Here is a 15,361-nt window from a genome sequence, read left to right as displayed (position 1 = left end):
TATTTTTATTAAATTGTAGGCCGTACGCAAGTCCACCCTTGGGAACGTAAACAATATATGAAGGCATATTAATAGAAGGAGCCCCTTGATAATACTGATATTGAGGGTTTTTGTTTTGGTATGTAATAATTTTAATATGTTTACAATTTGCAACCTCAAGCTATAAAACGTTATATGGTGAAACAAATCATTTCTGTTTCTTTTAGGAACTAGTCCATAATTAATCATTCCTTCTTTCATATATAAGTAGTAGAAGGAGGTTAGTGAAATGGTGAAAATATTTATTGATCCAGGTCATGGTGGGGGTGACCCTGGTGCAAGTGCAAATGGTTTGTTAGAAAAAGATATAACGTTAAAAATTGCTTTACAATTAAGAAAAATGCTACAAGAAAACTACAAAGATACAGAGGTACGTCTATCTAGAATAAATGATGAAACAAAAAGCTTAACACAAAGAACAGATGAGGCGAATCGTTGGAATGCAGATTATTTATTGTCTGTTCACATTAATGCAGGCGGTGGCGAAGGCTTTGAAAGTTATATTTGGAATGGTGATTACCGACGAAAATCAAGTACTGATAAATTACGAACAACCATTCACCGAACAATTGTCAAGCAGTTAGATTGGAGAAATAGAGGGACGAAAGAAGCTAATTTTCATATGTTGAGAGAATCTAAAATGCCTGCTGTTTTAACTGAAAATGGGTTTATTGACAATGCGAAAGAAGCAAAAAGAATGAAAACAGACGATTGGATTAAAGAAGTTGCTGAAGCTCATGCTAGTGGATTAGAAGCAGCATTTGATCTTGAGAAGAGGCCAGATCTAAAACCTGATCAAGAGACATTTTATCGGGTCGTATGTGGTTCGTTCCAGGAACATAAAAATGCAAAACAACGGATGAATATTTTGAGTAAACGTGGCTACGATAGTTTTATTGATCTATATATCATGAACAACAAAAGGTATTATCGTGTGATAGTGGGTTCATTTCGGGATAAAGAAAATGCAGATTCTAGAATGCGACAATTAAAAAAGATAGGTTTTGATTGCTTCATCGATGCAGTTAGACCTTAAAACAAATGCTTTACTCTCTTGAGTAAAGCATTTGTTTAATAAATATGTCGATAAAGACCAATGACTTTTCCTAAAATAGAAACGTTTTGATAAATCAAAGGTTCCATTGTTGCATTTTCAGGTTGTAAGCGAATGTAATCTTTTTCTTTAAAGAAACGTTTCACTGTCGCTTCTTCTTCATCTGTCATGGCAACAACAATTTCACCATTTTGAGCTGTTTGTTGTCGTCTTACAATGACCATGTCTCCATCTAGTATACCGGCTTCAATCATACTTTCCCCTTCGATAACTAAAACAAAGATAGATTGATCTGTAGCATTTCCATGAGTTAGTGATACAGGAAGTGGTACATATTCTTCAATATTTTCAATAGCCGTAATAGGAAGTCCTGCTGTAACCTTCCCAATGACAGGGGCAAAAGTTGCTTCCCTTTTTACTATATTCGATTGATCTTCTTCTATATTTAATACTTCAATTGCTCTTGGTTTTGTTGGATCTCTTCTGATAAATCCCTTTTTTTCTAATCGAGATAGATGCCCATGTACGGTTGAGCTTGAAGCTAAACCAACTGCTTCACCAATTTCTCTAACAGAAGGTGGATAACCTTTATCTAGAACTTCTTCTCTGATGAAATCAAGAATTGCCTGTTGCCGCTTTGAAATTTTTGTCATAAACGATCACCTCCGTACATATTTTTATTATTAATAGTATAGCATGGACAAACAAGAAAGACAAACATAAGTTCGAGTAAAGTAGTTGACAAGAACCTTTGTTCGTATATATAATATGTATAATCGAACAGAAGTTCTTATTTATTTAAATAGGAGGAATCACAATATGTTTAGCAAGATTACAAAAGCAGATGCATTTTATTTCATTTTATTTATTTTTACGTTAGTATTTATGTATGTAGGGTTAGTAACGAGTTAATCGATAAAATAGATTGAAGGTTTAATTATGCGAGCAATTATTTATTGTAGAGTAAGTACAGAAAAAGAAGAACAAGCTTCTTCCTTATTTAGACAAAAACAGGAATTAACACAGTTAGCACAGAATGAAAATATGGATATTGTTGATGTTATAGAAGAGAAACAAAGTGGTTATGAGATTGAACGTGAAGGTGTTTTAAACCTATTGGAAAGGTGTGCAGCGGGTGAAGTCGATTGTATACTCATTCAAGACGAAACAAGGCTTGGTAGAGGAAACACTAAAATTGCATTATTTCATCAACTTACAAAATTAGATGTAAAAATTTACTCCTTATCCAATCAAGGAGAATTACAATTATCTGAAGCAGATAGCATGGTATTGCAAATTGTTGGAATTGTAGAAGAATATCAAAGAAAAATTCATAATATAAAGATCAAACGAGGGATCAAACGAGCGATGGAGAACGGGTACAAACCTGAAAAGAACTTAGTTAATCGCCATCATGCTTCAGGGCGTGAACGTATTGATTTTCCTATAGAAGAAGTAATCAAGCTAAGGGAAAATAAATTAACATTTGGGGAGATCGCGTCTACTTTACGAGGATTAGGCTATAATGTTTCTAAAGCAACTGTGCATCGAAGGTATCAAGAATATGTAGCACTTGAAAAAGAAGGTGCATTTCATATAGAATAAAAGACAAGGTTCAAATAAATGTTCCTTGTCTTTTTTATTTTTAGAATTTTTAAACAAAAAGGAGAAGCAAGATGTTATCAAAAGATAAAATAAATCGCATCAATGAATTAGCAAACAAATCGAAGGAACTTGGTTTAACAGATGAAGAGAAAAAAGAACAGCAAGAGTTAAGACAAGCCTATTTAAAAAATGTAAGAAAGTCCTTTAAGAATCAATTTAAAGGAATGAAGGTTGTTGATCCAAATGGAGAAGATGTCACACCAAAAAAAGTAAAAGATCTACAAAAAGAGGATAAATAATAATTTGGTGCATCGAATGCTTGTGAAATATCTTTTTTCATTATAGGATAAATATATGTACATAATTTTTAAATGTCGAAAGGAGTAACAAAGATGGCAAATCAAATTGAACAGCTTTCTATTAACACAGTAAGAACTCTCGCAATAGATGCAATAGAACATGCAAACTCCGGACACCCAGGACTTCCTATGGGTGCAGCTCCAATGGCTTACACACTATGGACTGATTTCATGAATCATAATCCTAAAAATTCAAACTGGTTCAATCGTGATCGTTTTGTTTTATCTGCTGGTCACGGATCCATGTTATTGTATGCTTTACTGCACTTATCAGGCTATCAAGTTACCATTGAAGACTTAAAAGGATTCAGACAATGGGGCTCGAAGACACCTGGTCACCCTGAAGTAACACATACAGATGGTGTGGAAGCTACTACAGGTCCACTTGGTCAAGGAATTGCGATGTCTGTAGGTATGGCAATGGCAGAACAACATTTAGCAGCAAAATATAATAGAGATCAATATAATGTCGTTGACCACTATACATTTGCTCTAGTAAGTGATGGCGATTTAATGGAAGGTATATCGCATGAATCTGCCTCTTTAGCAGGTCACTTAGGATTAGGAAAATTAATCGCACTATATGATTCAAATGATATATCGTTAGATGGAGAATTAAATCAAGCATTTTCTGAAAATGTAGAAGATCGTTTTAAAGCCTATGGTTGGCAAGTTATTCGTGTAGAAGACGGTAATGACGTGGAAGCGCTTCGTGACGCGATAAAACAAGCTAAATCGAATACAGAACAACCTACATTAATTGAAGTGAAAACCGTTATTGGATATGGTTCTCCAAATAAATCGGCTTCATCTGCATCGCATGGTGCACCATTAGGCAAGGATGAAATTCAATTAACAAAGGAATTTTATGGCTGGGATCATGAAGATTTTCATGTGCCGGAAGAAGTATATCAAGATTTTAATGAAAAAATTGTTCAAAAAGGTGAAAAAGTTGAACAAGAATGGAATGGGTTGTTTGAAAATTATCAATCAGCATATCCTGAGTTAGCAAAAGAACTAAATCTAGCAATCAACGGTGAACTACCAACTGATTGGGAAAAAGATCTACCTGTTTTTGAAGCGGGAGAAGACACCGTTGCAACACGAGCTTCTTCAGGAAAGGTTCTAAATGGAGTCGCGCAAGCTGTACCATACTTCTTCGGTGGAAGTGCTGATTTAGCAGGATCAAATAAAACAACCATTAACGGTGAAAAAGATTTTTCAAAACAAGATTATGCTGGAAGAAATATTTGGTTTGGTGTACGTGAATTTGCTATGGCTGCTGCTTTAAACGGGATGGCACTTCATGGTGGCCTGAAAGTATTTGGCGGAACGTTCTTCGTATTCAGTGACTATCTACGTCCAGCTGTTCGTTTGTCTGCTATTCAAGAAGTACCTGTTACGTATGTTCTAACACATGATTCAATTGCTGTAGGTGAAGATGGACCAACGCATGAACCAGTAGAACAACTAGCAGCTTTCCGTGCAATGCCTAATTTATCTGTCATTCGTCCTGCCGATGGTAATGAGGTGCAAGCTGCTTGGCGCTTAGCTTTAGAATCAAAGAAAGTGCCAACTATGCTTGTTTTAACAAGACAAAACCTACCTACATTAGAACATACAAAGGACAATGCATATGAGGGTGTTAAAAAAGGTGCCTATGTTGTAAGCCCTGCTCAGAAAGAAACACCAGATGCTTTACTTCTCGCAACTGGTTCAGAAGTACAGCTTGCTGTGAAAGCTCAAGCTGAGTTAAAAGAAAAAGGCTACGATGTAAGTGTAGTAAGTATGCCTTCTTGGGATCGTTTTAAAGCACAAGATAAGGCATATCAAGATCAAGTATTACCACCAACAGTGAAAAAACGTTTAGCAATCGAAATGGCGTCTCCATTTGGTTGGGAACGTTATACTGGTGATCAAGGTGATGTTCTTGCAATTGATACGTTTGGAGCATCAGCTAATGGCGACAAAATAATGGAAGAATACGGCTTTACAGTAGAAAATGTTGTTGATCGTTTTGAAAAAATGATGAAAAAATAATATGTAAATCAAAACCACCAGTGTGAACTGGTGGTTTGCTCTGCGGCTGGAAGCCTTTGTTACCGGCCTCGGCCTTAAAGGCCCGCTGAACGGGTTTCCCTTTTGCACCACACTCACTCACTGATTCTAAAGAATCTCTTATCTTTTCTTTTTATTCTTCTCTCCAGTGAAAGGATCAAACTCTTCAAATAAAGTTAATTGATCGCTTACGTAGTCCTCTTTAAGCTGATTCCTAATATATTCTTGAATTTGATTTTTGTTTCTGCCCACTGTATCTACAAAGTAGCCCCTACACCAAAATTTCCGGTTACCATATCTATACTTTAAATTAGCGTGACGATCAAAAATCATTAAACTACTTTTTCCCTTTAGATATCCCATAAACTGAGATACACTTAGTTTTGGTGGGATACTTACTAACATATGAATGTGATCTTTGCATGCATTTGCCTCGTGTATCTCAACGCCTTTTCTTTCACAAAGATCTCTTACGATTTCTCCAATACTTTTTTTATATTTTCCATAGATAATTTGCCTTCTATATTTTGGAGCAAAAACAATATGATACTTACATCTCCACTGTGTATGTGCTAAACTATTCTTGTCCTGCATTGGACATGCCTCCTTCTTTGATGAGATTTGGTGGTCGGGAAACCAACCTTATCTTATCATGAAGAGAGGCTTTTTTTGTCCCCACGCTGGAAGCTCTATGGAACCCCCGGCATAGCCAGGGGTTTTCAAAGACCATAATCTATAACCCCTCATGTCATGACATGAGGGGTTTTTGTGTGATAACAACATAAGTATAGCAAACATGACAAAATAAATCGTTTTTCCCTTCAGTTTGTGACAGTATATGCAAAAATAATCAAGTATACTAGATCAAAAAGTGGAGGACGAGCCAGTGCAAAGATATTATATGTTCTTTTTAGAACAAGATGTGCAAATGAGTTATTTCTATAAGTCTGATATACTCTGTCGATTTTTTCGTTCTTTTCTAACGCAACCGAACAGAGAAGATTTACAAGAACAATTTCGTTATATTACTCGTTTAATTAAATTTGACGATTTATTTCACTTTATTGAGAATGAAATACCAATACAATCCTCTACCTTATTCAATCACTTTCATCGTAGTGAGATTGATTCTATCTCTTCTCCCAATATAGAACATCGCTGGGTAGAAGTTGAGTTTGATTCATTACAGCGGGCATATACGCTATTTTTTCAATGGCTTGAACAATTTGACTCTTGTTGTTTTGTTGTTGAGAAAAACGGAAATAATTATGGCTGGCTATCACCAATGAAAAAACAAGCCTTGCTTTCCTAACTCAACTATTGTAATCTTGCTTATTGTCTACTATACTGTATGAGAGAGAACTTGAAGGAGGAAGTAAGACATGTTAAGCACGATTTGGGTTGTTGTAATCGCAATAATTGCTTTACTTGCTGGTGTGGCATTAGGATTCTTCATTGCTCGTAAATACATGATGAATTACCTAAAGAAAAACCCACCAATTAATGAACAAATGCTACGTACAATGATGATGCAGATGGGTCAAAAACCATCACAGAAGAAAATTAATCAAATGATGCGTGCAATGAATAATCAAAATCAAGTTAAATAATATCATTTGAATACAATTATTCATGATAGATGAACATTGCAATTTATAAATCCCTTGCACCTTGTTGGTGTCAAGGGATTTATAAATTTAAAGGGTTAACTAAATGTGGTGCCTCTGTTCTATAAAGGTATCAACAGAAGTTTTTTTTTAACCTAAAGTTGCAGACACAAAAGCAATAGGAGACGGGAGGCGTGCAAACAATTTTATCCTAGAGATGTTGAGGATTAAAGACATACGTGTAGTACGTAATGTGTTAGGTGATCCCTTAAAGTGTTGAACGTTTTCATTTTGTGTGACAAGTGTATGGGTCGCTAGATGAAGTGCGACGCACGTATCCGTTTGAACAAGAAAATATTGTAGCGACAAGATATTCTATTACAAAAGAATCTTAGCAGGAGAAATATGCGAGACTCCTGCGGGAACAGCACGAGTCGAAGATCCACTTGGTAAAGTGATTTTCTTTACCAAGTTAGCTGAGGCCGTGCCCGCGGAAAGCAAGCTTATTTCTCCTGCGATTCAGGCAGAAGCAATATCATAGTATACATTTAACAAAAGAGACGGTGAAGTGACCATCGCACCAGCACATTAAACAGTTTAATTAAAATGATAGAAAGGAAACGTTGACATGTTTTGGATAATAGCTAGTACTGTCATCGGTTTATTCATGGCTTCCACAATGATAGTGATCAGAGCGCGAGCTGCGAAGAGACCAACAAATGCAAAACGAATTTTATTGCCACCAGCTTTTATGAGCACTGGGGCATGTATGTTTATATTTCCACCATTTCGTGTTCCGATGATTGAAGTAGTTTTAGCTTTAATCGTTGGGATGCTATTCTCTATATTTTTAATAAAGTCTACACAGATGGAAGTCAATAAAGGTGAGATCTATTTAAAACCATCTAAATATTTTATATTCATATTAATAGGATTACTCCTCGTTCGGTTACTACTAAAGTGGTTAGTCAGTGCACAAATTTCATTTGGTGAAACGAGTGGCATCTTCTTTTTACTAGCTTTTGGTATGATTGTAACATGGAGGTTGAATATGTATTTTCGATATAAAAATCTTGTCAAAAAGATAGGCGTAAATGCTCAAGAATGAATGAAATAGGAATGAAGTCTTATGAAAATCGGTACTTTTATGTATAAATTTTTAAATTCATTATTATTTTCGGTAATAAATTTCAAAATTAGCTAATATATTTATATAGACTATGTTATAATTGTCAAGTAATGGTAAGGTTTTAGCTGTTTATAGCAATGGAAAGGAGGATTTGAGTGACGGAAACTGAAAATGATGTTACGAAGTATGATACAACTTGTGCCACATTTTATATAGACAAACTTCCTGATTCAATCTCGTTAGCATATTTTCCTGATAACATTCAACAATGGATTGAATTACATGGGTTTGATTTCTATACTATTTGTTCGTCATCTAGTGAAATATTATATGTTTCACCATCTGTGGAAAAGATTTTAAATTATACATCAGTCGATTTAATCGGAGAGAGAATAGTCAATTACCTTTCACCAATCGACAGGCAATCATTTATTCGTGATTTTAATCCATGCTCAACAGAAACACAACAATTTGTAACCAATGTTCGAAATCTGTATGGTAAGTATATTTGGATTGATTCGTCCATTGCCTCCATCTACATAACCGACACCGAAGAAATGGTATATATATCCTTAGCTAAAGATATAACAGATAAAAGAGAAGCAGAGGAAATGCTTATTCGTTCTGAAAAAATGTCTGTAGCGGGTCAACTTGCTGCTGGCGTTGCTCATGAAATTAGAAATCCTTTAACTTCTTTAAAGGGATTTATTCAAATATTACAAGCCGGTATTGAGAGAAAAGAAGAGTACTATCAAATTATGCTTGATGAAATTGAAAAAATTGATACGATTTCTTCTGAATTATTGTTTATCTCAAAACCAATGACTGACAAGAAAAAATTAGAGCCAATGTCGCCTATGGTTAACGAAGTAGTTACTTTATTAAAAACACAAGCAAAAAGAAAGCAAATTGTTATAAATGTACAAATCCGTGCGAATGTATTTGTTCATTGTGATCGCACACAAATAAAACAGGTATTTATAAATTTAATTAAAAATGCTATTGAAGCAATGGATGGGGATGGAACCATCACCGTAAAGGTTTCAGCTGACGAGAAGATTTGCATCATTGAATTTATTGACCAAGGTTCTGGGATACCCAAACACCTTTTACATAAATTAAAAGAACCGTTCTTTACTACTAAAAAAGACGGAACTGGACTCGGATTAATGATCTCTAACAAAATTATTGAGAACCATCAAGGTTCAATGGAGATTAGATCTATAAAAGGGGAAGGAAGCACATTTTGTATCCGTTTACCTTTAACGAAGGAGTCATGATTAATAAACATAGCGAAATATAATGTTTGGGATATATTTCGCTATGTTTATATTTACATGTCATGGTTACTATGCTGTTTTTGACGACTATGATTCTTATTTTTAACCTTCTTAGAACCACTTAAGGGCTGATTTGGCTTTTGGTTCTTTTTTTGTTTGTCCACTTTGAACCCCCCTTTTTTTTATAAAATCCTGTGACCTTTTAGAGTATATGTCATTACCAATAATTTATACAGCTACATGATAAGCTAAATGTTGTCAAAATATTTTACTTATGAGCGAATTTCTATTAAAATATACAAGTACATACGTATTTTCAAATTTTTTTGAGAACGGTAAGCATACGTAGCACTATCAAAGGGGGTATATAATATGACAGAAAATTTAAAAAACTTAAATCTTAAAAAACAATTTGATTTAGATGGTAAAACGTATCACTATTATCATTTGAAGGCACTAGAAGAAGCAGGGATTGGAAACATTGAGCGGCTTCCCTTTTCTATTCGTGTCTTGTTAGAATCCTTAATTAGACAATACGATGGTCATGTAATAAAAGATTCACATGTAAATGGTTTAGCACAATGGGGTAAAGTGAACAAAACAGATGTACCATTTAAACCATCGCGTGTTATTTTGCAGGATTTTACAGGTGTTCCTGCAGTAGTAGATTTAGCTTCATTGAGAAAAGCAATGGTCGACATGGGAGGCTCACCTGACAAAATCAATCCAGAAGTACCGGTAGATTTAGTCATTGACCACTCTGTTCAAGTTGATGAATATGGAACAAAACAGGCTTTGCAAGCAAATATGGAGCTTGAATTTGAACGTAATGCCGAACGTTATGAATTCTTAAATTGGGCACAAAAAGCATTTGAAAATTATCGTGCTGTTCCACCAGCGACTGGTATTGTCCATCAGGTGAACTTAGAATATATCGCAAATGTAGTTCATGCGACTGAAAATGATGAAGGTGAGTTAGAAGCCTTTCCAGACACACTAGTAGGTACAGATTCGCATACAACCATGATTAATGGACTTGGTGTGCTAGGATGGGGTGTTGGTGGTATTGAAGCAGAAGCAGGAATGCTAGGACAACCATCGTATTTCCCAGCACCAGAAGTAATTGGTGTTAAATTCACAGGAAGTTTCCCAAATGGCACAACTGCAACTGATTTAGCATTAAAAGTTACCCAAGTGCTTAGAGAGAAGAAAGTAGTTGGGAAATTTGTTGAGTATTTCGGACCAGGATTGAAGGACATGCCTTTAGCTGATCGCGCAACAATTTCTAACATGGCTCCTGAATACGGCGCTACTTGTGGATTCTTTCCGGTAGATGAAGAAGCGTTAAATTACTTGCGTTTAACAGGTAGAGAAGAATCACATATTGCATTAGTTGAAAAATACTGTAAAGAAAACAATCTTTGGTATTCATCTGATCAACCTGATCCAGAGTTTACAGAAGTTGTAGAAATAAATCTTTCTGAGTTAGAGCCAAATTTATCAGGTCCAAAACGTCCGCAGGATTTAATCCCACTTTCGACAATGAAGCAATCTTTCCAACATGCGGTCACTGCACCAGCAGGAAACCAAGGTTTTGGCTTGGATAAATCTGAATTTAATAAAGAAGTAACGATCGAACATGATAATGATAAATCTTCTACAATGAAGACTGGATCTGTTGCCATTGCGGCGATTACATCATGTACGAACACATCTAATCCATATGTTATGTTAGGTGCAGGCTTGTTAGCTAAAAAAGCAGTTGAAAAAGGATTGACTGTACCAGCATATGTTAAAACTTCTTTAGCACCTGGCTCTAAAGTGGTGACTCGTTACTTGGAAGATGCAGGTCTTATGTCTTATCTAAATACACTTGGATTCAACTTAGTTGGTTATGGTTGTACAACGTGTATTGGAAACTCTGGTCCTTTATCTCCTGAAATTGAACAAGCCATTGCAGATAATGATTTGACCGTATCTTCTGTCTTATCAGGAAATCGTAACTTTGAAGGTCGGATTCACCCACTAGTAAAAGCAAACTACTTAGCTTCACCGCCATTAGTAGTGGCTTATGCATTAGCAGGTACAGTAGATATTGATATTAAAGATGAGCCTTTGGGTACAGATGAAAATGGTGAAGCCGTATATTTTGATGATTTATGGCCATCGATTGATGAGATTCGTTCGGAAGTAGAAAAAGTTGTCACACCAGAAATTTTCAAGAAAGAATACGAGAATATTTTTAATGCCAATGAAAAGTGGAATGCAATAGAAACAACGGATGAACCTTTATATGCATGGAATGATGATTCCACATATATTCAAAACCCACCATTCTTTGAAGGCTTATCAAAAGAAGCAAATCAAGTAGAAGCATTAACTAATTTGCGTGTCATTGGTAAATTTGGCGACTCCGTTACAACGGATCACATCTCACCGGCTGGAGCTATAGCAAAAGATATGCCAGCAGGCCAATATTTACAGGAAAAAGGTGTCACACCTCGTCATTTTAACTCTTATGGTTCTCGTCGAGGAAACCATGAAGTAATGATGAGAGGTACGTTTGGTAATATTCGTATTAAAAATAAATTAGCTCCTGGCACAGAAGGTGGATATACAACATATTGGCCAACTGAAGAAGTCATGCCAATTTATGATGCAGCAATGAAATATCAACAAAATGATACTGGTTTACTTGTTATTGCAGGTAAAGATTACGGAATGGGGAGCTCTCGTGACTGGGCGGCAAAAGGAACAAATCTCCTTGGTATAAAAACGGTTATTGCAGAGAGTTATGAACGAATTCATCGCAGTAATCTTGTTATGATGGGAGTACTGCCATTACAATTTAAAGATACAGATACTGCAGATTCCTTAGGTTTGACAGGCAAAGAAACCTTCCATGTTGACATTAATGAATCTATTCAGCCAAATGAATTTGTTACAGTTACTGCAATCAAAGAAAATGGCGAGGAAATAACTTTTGATGTGATTGCTCGTTTTGATAGTGAAGTGGAAATTGATTACTACCGTCATGGTGGTATTCTTCAAATGGTTCTAAGAAATAAATTAGAAGTATAAATAGCAAAGAGACAATTAGTGTTCATTTCTAATTGTCTCTTTTTTTTAGTGAATATTCACCTTCTCTTGTTCCATTTTAACCGTTGCATGCATTTTTGTTTCCATTCGTTCCTCAATTTCATTTAGTTTTTTTGCATCATTTAAAATTTCCTCGCGATTTGCAGCAAGTAATGTTTCGAAATCTGCTTTTGCTTGTTTCTTCAACATGTAATACCCTCCTGAATTCTAAATTATTACTATCTTTGCCATTTTTCAGATAATTATAATTATTTATTAAATAAAAAATTCCTTTATGAATAAAAATAATATCTCGAATCACACTATAACGGAGAAGGAGGCATTTCAATTGAGTAATCCGAAAAAAGATAGTGAACAATACAGACCTGATGTTTTAGGAACACAACCCAGAAAAGCGAAAGCCAATAAAGGGGAACAAATGGGATTGAAAGAAGAGCATGCACCCGAACTAGTTGATCAAAAAGGAAAATAAGGAGTTGACATATATGACGAACCAACAACCCAATCCAGATAACCGTGAAGATAATGTAGAAAAATTACAGGAAATGGTCCAAAATACAATTGGAAATATCGAAGCTTCACATGAAACCATGAGATTCTCAAATGAAGAAGAAAAAGAGAAAATAAAAGAGAAAAATAAGCGTAGGGAAGCATCAATTGAGAGTATGCGAGCTGAAATAAAAGATGAATTTAAAAATAAGTCGAGATAAAGTGAAGGGTTTCCTTCACTTTTTTTATGCGCTTGGATGGACGATTGTAATCTCAAAATCACGTTTCGTAAAGTGTAAAGATAAACGAATAATAAAAGATGTGATAAAATATAACAAGTGAAGGGAGCTGTTTAGATGATTGGTTCGATACATACGCAAAAAACAGATGAAGTTACAATAAATAGTTGGAAGTCAATTAATGAATTACCACCTTTGACAGAACAAGAAGTTCTTCGCTTATTAAATCAGATAAATGAGAAAAAATTGAGCATGGAAAACGAAACGATAGCTACTCTTTATACGATGTTAGCATTTTACCGCCTAAAAAGGCATACGGATGAGGATACACTAATTGATTTTTTATTAAATAAGGCACGTTCACATGATGCATCAATCCATGTTTATCAATCGATTGATGAAATAAAATTATATTATCAGTTTTATTTGCAATTGAAGAACATAAACATTAACAATTGGTCCGTACGAGAGACTGATTTTGATCCGGCCAAATTAAAAAAAATGATGGAATGGCTTGATATCTTACACACTTTGCAAAACCATACGATACAAGCATCTAAAGCGAATAAAGATATGGATGAAACCTATCGAAAAATAAAGAAAACAATTATTGATTTTACCACTACATTAGAAGATGCCATTGAACTGTTACAAAATAAGCGTAGTGGAGTACCGGTGTCTGAAATAAATAATTATATTCGAGAAGTCGTTCGTTTACAGGAAGATTTATATAAATCCATTCCATCTATTTTTCAATCAAACGAGCATAAAACAGCACTTGAGAAATTAAAAGAGATGGTTGGGTTAGATGAAGTAAAAACCTATATGAAGAAATATTATCATTATTTAAAATACCAACAGGATCGAAAAAAATTAGGCTTTCAAATGGTGGATGAACAGGGTTTACATATGGTGATAACAGGAAATCCTGGTACAGGAAAAACAACTATTGCAAGACTATTAGCTGAAATTTATTATGAATTGGGTTTATTAGAATCAAAAGAAGTGATTGAAGTAAATCGTTCTCATCTTGTTGGATCGTACGTAGGACAAAGTGAAGAAAATACCATCTCTTATATTAAGCAATCTTTAGGTGGGATACTGTTTATTGATGAAGCATATAGTCTGAAACGACAAGATCAACAAGGAAATGATTATGGTCAGGCTGTAATTGATACCCTTGTATCTGCAATGACTGGTAAAGAATATGGAGATAAATTTGCTGTCATATTAGCAGGCTATCCTGAGGAGATGCGACAATTTTTATGGTCAAATCCAGGATTAAGAAGCCGATTTCCTGATCAAAATTTTATCACGCTTCCTGATTTTGAAATGGAAGAGCTACTGCATATTGCGGAGCATACAGCATTGAATAATGACTATTTCTTTACGGATACAGCATTAAAACACTTCGAAACGTTGATTGATCAATCAAAAGTAGATGATACGTTTGGAAATGCAAGAACAGTTCGTGATTTAGTTCTAAAAGCAATATTCAATAAAGGTGCATCAGAAACGATTGAAGAAAATGATAATTGGTTAGATCATATGCGAATAGATCAACAAGACTTACATATTATGAAAAAAAATGCGAATACAGATGATCCAATGCAGTCGCTAGACGCTTTAGTTGGGCTAAGTAATATAAAAGAAGAAGTAAAAAAGTTATCATCGTTTGTAAAAATGCAACAGAAGCGTAAGCAACAAGGCTATCCATCAGTACCCATCCAGTTACATGCTGTCTTTTCAGGTAATCCTGGTACAGGGAAAACAACTGTTGCTAAAATATATTCCCATTTATTGAAAGAATGTGGGTTATTGAAACGCGGACACTTTGTCATAGCATCAAGAAGTGATTTAGTAGCTGGGTATGTTGGGCAAACAGCGATAAAAACAAAGCGAAAAATTCGAGAAGCACTTGGCGGCGTTCTATTCATTGATGAGGCTTATTCTCTTTTTCGTGGTCAAAATGATTTTGGTAAAGAAGCAATTGATACATTAGTTGATGAAATGACAAAACATAATGAGAATTTAGTTGTTATTCTAGCAGGATACAAAAAGGAAATGGAACAATTCATTGCTAGTAATCCTGGGCTAGCTTCTCGTTTTAAGAAATATTTTCATTTTCCAGATTATAATGCAGAAGAATTAATCGAAATAACCCACTATCATGTTAATAGGTATCAATATCGGTTAGCAAGTAATGCGGAAGCATATTTAAAGACACAGTTTCAACAGCATCAAATAAACGGAAATGCTCGTTTTGTTGTTAATCTAATTGATGAAGCAATTCAATTCCAAGCATTACGTATGGAAGAATCAGAAGATCATGCCTCTTCTTTTAGTTTATTAACAGAAGAAGATGTTAAAAATGCATGGTTTGCAGTGAAAGGTGAGAGTTGA

The 15,361-nt window shown here is 35.0% G+C and carries 16 protein-coding genes; 12 read left to right on the top strand and 4 right to left on the bottom strand.

Translation table 11 applies throughout. The features are described from left to right. Window positions 1–268 precede the first annotated feature (268 nt). On the top strand, window positions 269–1,075 hold the full coding sequence (locus BN1058_RS09275) for an N-acetylmuramoyl-L-alanine amidase (RefSeq protein WP_090856384.1): 807 nt from the start codon (window positions 269–271) through the stop codon (window positions 1,073–1,075). Between the two features lie 35 nt (window positions 1,076–1,110). Here BN1058_RS09275 and lexA read toward each other — a convergent pair whose 3' ends face one another. Then, a complete protein-coding gene (lexA, locus tag BN1058_RS09270) occupies window positions 1,111–1,746 on the bottom strand; it encodes a transcriptional repressor LexA (RefSeq protein WP_090856381.1) in 636 nt (211 codons plus the stop codon). 286 nt (window positions 1,747–2,032) lie between these two features. On the opposite strand from lexA, the gene BN1058_RS09265 reads away from it, so the two are divergent. From BN1058_RS09265 to tkt, 3 genes are all read left to right on the top strand, one after another. Then, window positions 2,033–2,698, top strand: coding sequence for a YneB family resolvase-like protein (locus BN1058_RS09265; RefSeq protein ID WP_090856378.1), 666 nt, complete (start codon window positions 2,033–2,035; stop codon window positions 2,696–2,698). Between the two features lie 71 nt (window positions 2,699–2,769). Next, on the top strand, window positions 2,770–2,997 hold the full coding sequence (locus tag BN1058_RS09260) for a DUF896 domain-containing protein (RefSeq protein ID WP_090856375.1): 228 nt from the start codon (window positions 2,770–2,772) through the stop codon (window positions 2,995–2,997). A gap of 93 nt (window positions 2,998–3,090) precedes the next feature. Next, the gene (gene tkt / locus BN1058_RS09255; protein WP_090856372.1) at window positions 3,091–5,097 is read left to right on the top strand and encodes a transketolase; all 2,007 of its coding nucleotides are present in this window, start codon (window positions 3,091–3,093) and stop codon (window positions 5,095–5,097) included. A gap of 138 nt (window positions 5,098–5,235) precedes the next feature. On the opposite strand, the gene tnpA is transcribed toward tkt, so the two are convergent. Beyond that, the gene (gene tnpA / locus BN1058_RS09250; protein ID WP_090852422.1) at window positions 5,236–5,709 is read right to left on the bottom strand and encodes an IS200/IS605 family transposase; all 474 of its coding nucleotides are present in this window, start codon (window positions 5,707–5,709) and stop codon (window positions 5,236–5,238) included. Between the two features lie 292 nt (window positions 5,710–6,001). Here tnpA and sirA point away from each other — a divergent pair, with 292 nt between their 5' ends. From sirA to BN1058_RS09230, 4 genes are all read left to right on the top strand, one after another. Next, window positions 6,002–6,427, top strand: coding sequence for a sporulation inhibitor of replication protein SirA (gene sirA / locus BN1058_RS09245; protein WP_090856369.1), 426 nt, complete (start codon window positions 6,002–6,004; stop codon window positions 6,425–6,427). Between the two features lie 70 nt (window positions 6,428–6,497). Beyond that, on the top strand, window positions 6,498–6,725 hold the full coding sequence (locus BN1058_RS09240) for a YneF family protein (RefSeq protein WP_090856366.1): 228 nt from the start codon (window positions 6,498–6,500) through the stop codon (window positions 6,723–6,725). Between the two features lie 625 nt (window positions 6,726–7,350). Next, on the top strand, window positions 7,351–7,830 hold the full coding sequence (locus tag BN1058_RS09235; protein ID WP_090856362.1) for a CcdC family protein: 480 nt from the start codon (window positions 7,351–7,353) through the stop codon (window positions 7,828–7,830). Window positions 7,831–8,006: 176 nt separating this feature from the next. After that, window positions 8,007–9,131, top strand: a complete 1,125-nt coding sequence (locus BN1058_RS09230; protein ID WP_255307053.1) for an ATP-binding protein — start codon at window positions 8,007–8,009, stop codon at window positions 9,129–9,131. A 53-nt stretch (window positions 9,132–9,184) separates the two neighbouring features. Here BN1058_RS09230 and BN1058_RS09225 read toward each other — a convergent pair whose 3' ends face one another. Then, window positions 9,185–9,295: a small acid-soluble spore protein P gene (locus BN1058_RS09225; protein WP_090856359.1), complete on the bottom strand. Its 111-nt coding sequence runs from the start codon at window positions 9,293–9,295 to the stop codon at window positions 9,185–9,187. 208 nt (window positions 9,296–9,503) lie between these two features. Between BN1058_RS09225 and acnA the strand changes: the two genes are divergently transcribed. Further along, window positions 9,504–12,212 (top strand): aconitate hydratase AcnA, encoded by a 2,709-nt coding sequence (acnA, locus tag BN1058_RS09220; RefSeq protein ID WP_090856355.1) that lies wholly within the window; start codon window positions 9,504–9,506, stop codon window positions 12,210–12,212. A gap of 45 nt (window positions 12,213–12,257) precedes the next feature. Here the strand turns inward: acnA and BN1058_RS14185 are convergent, their stop codons facing one another. After that, a complete protein-coding gene (locus BN1058_RS14185; protein ID WP_141652140.1) occupies window positions 12,258–12,419 on the bottom strand; it encodes an FbpB family small basic protein in 162 nt (53 codons plus the stop codon). Window positions 12,420–12,558: 139 nt separating this feature from the next. Between BN1058_RS14185 and sspN the strand changes: the two genes are divergently transcribed. From sspN to BN1058_RS09210, 3 genes are all read left to right on the top strand, one after another. Continuing rightward, window positions 12,559–12,702, top strand: coding sequence for a small acid-soluble spore protein N (gene sspN / locus BN1058_RS14180; RefSeq protein WP_141652139.1), 144 nt, complete (start codon window positions 12,559–12,561; stop codon window positions 12,700–12,702). 13 nt (window positions 12,703–12,715) lie between these two features. Next, a complete protein-coding gene (gene tlp, locus BN1058_RS09215) occupies window positions 12,716–12,940 on the top strand; it encodes a small acid-soluble spore protein Tlp (RefSeq protein ID WP_090856353.1) in 225 nt (74 codons plus the stop codon). Between the two features lie 135 nt (window positions 12,941–13,075). Continuing rightward, the gene (locus tag BN1058_RS09210; protein ID WP_090856350.1) at window positions 13,076–15,361 is read left to right on the top strand and encodes an AAA family ATPase; all 2,286 of its coding nucleotides are present in this window, start codon (window positions 13,076–13,078) and stop codon (window positions 15,359–15,361) included.

Source organism: Paraliobacillus sp. PM-2, from assembly GCF_001368815.1.
Taxonomy (GTDB): Bacteria; Bacillota; Bacilli; order Bacillales; family Amphibacillaceae; genus Paraliobacillus.
The sequence above is the reverse complement of the archived record's forward strand: the minus strand, read 5'-3'. Positions and strand labels throughout refer to the sequence as shown.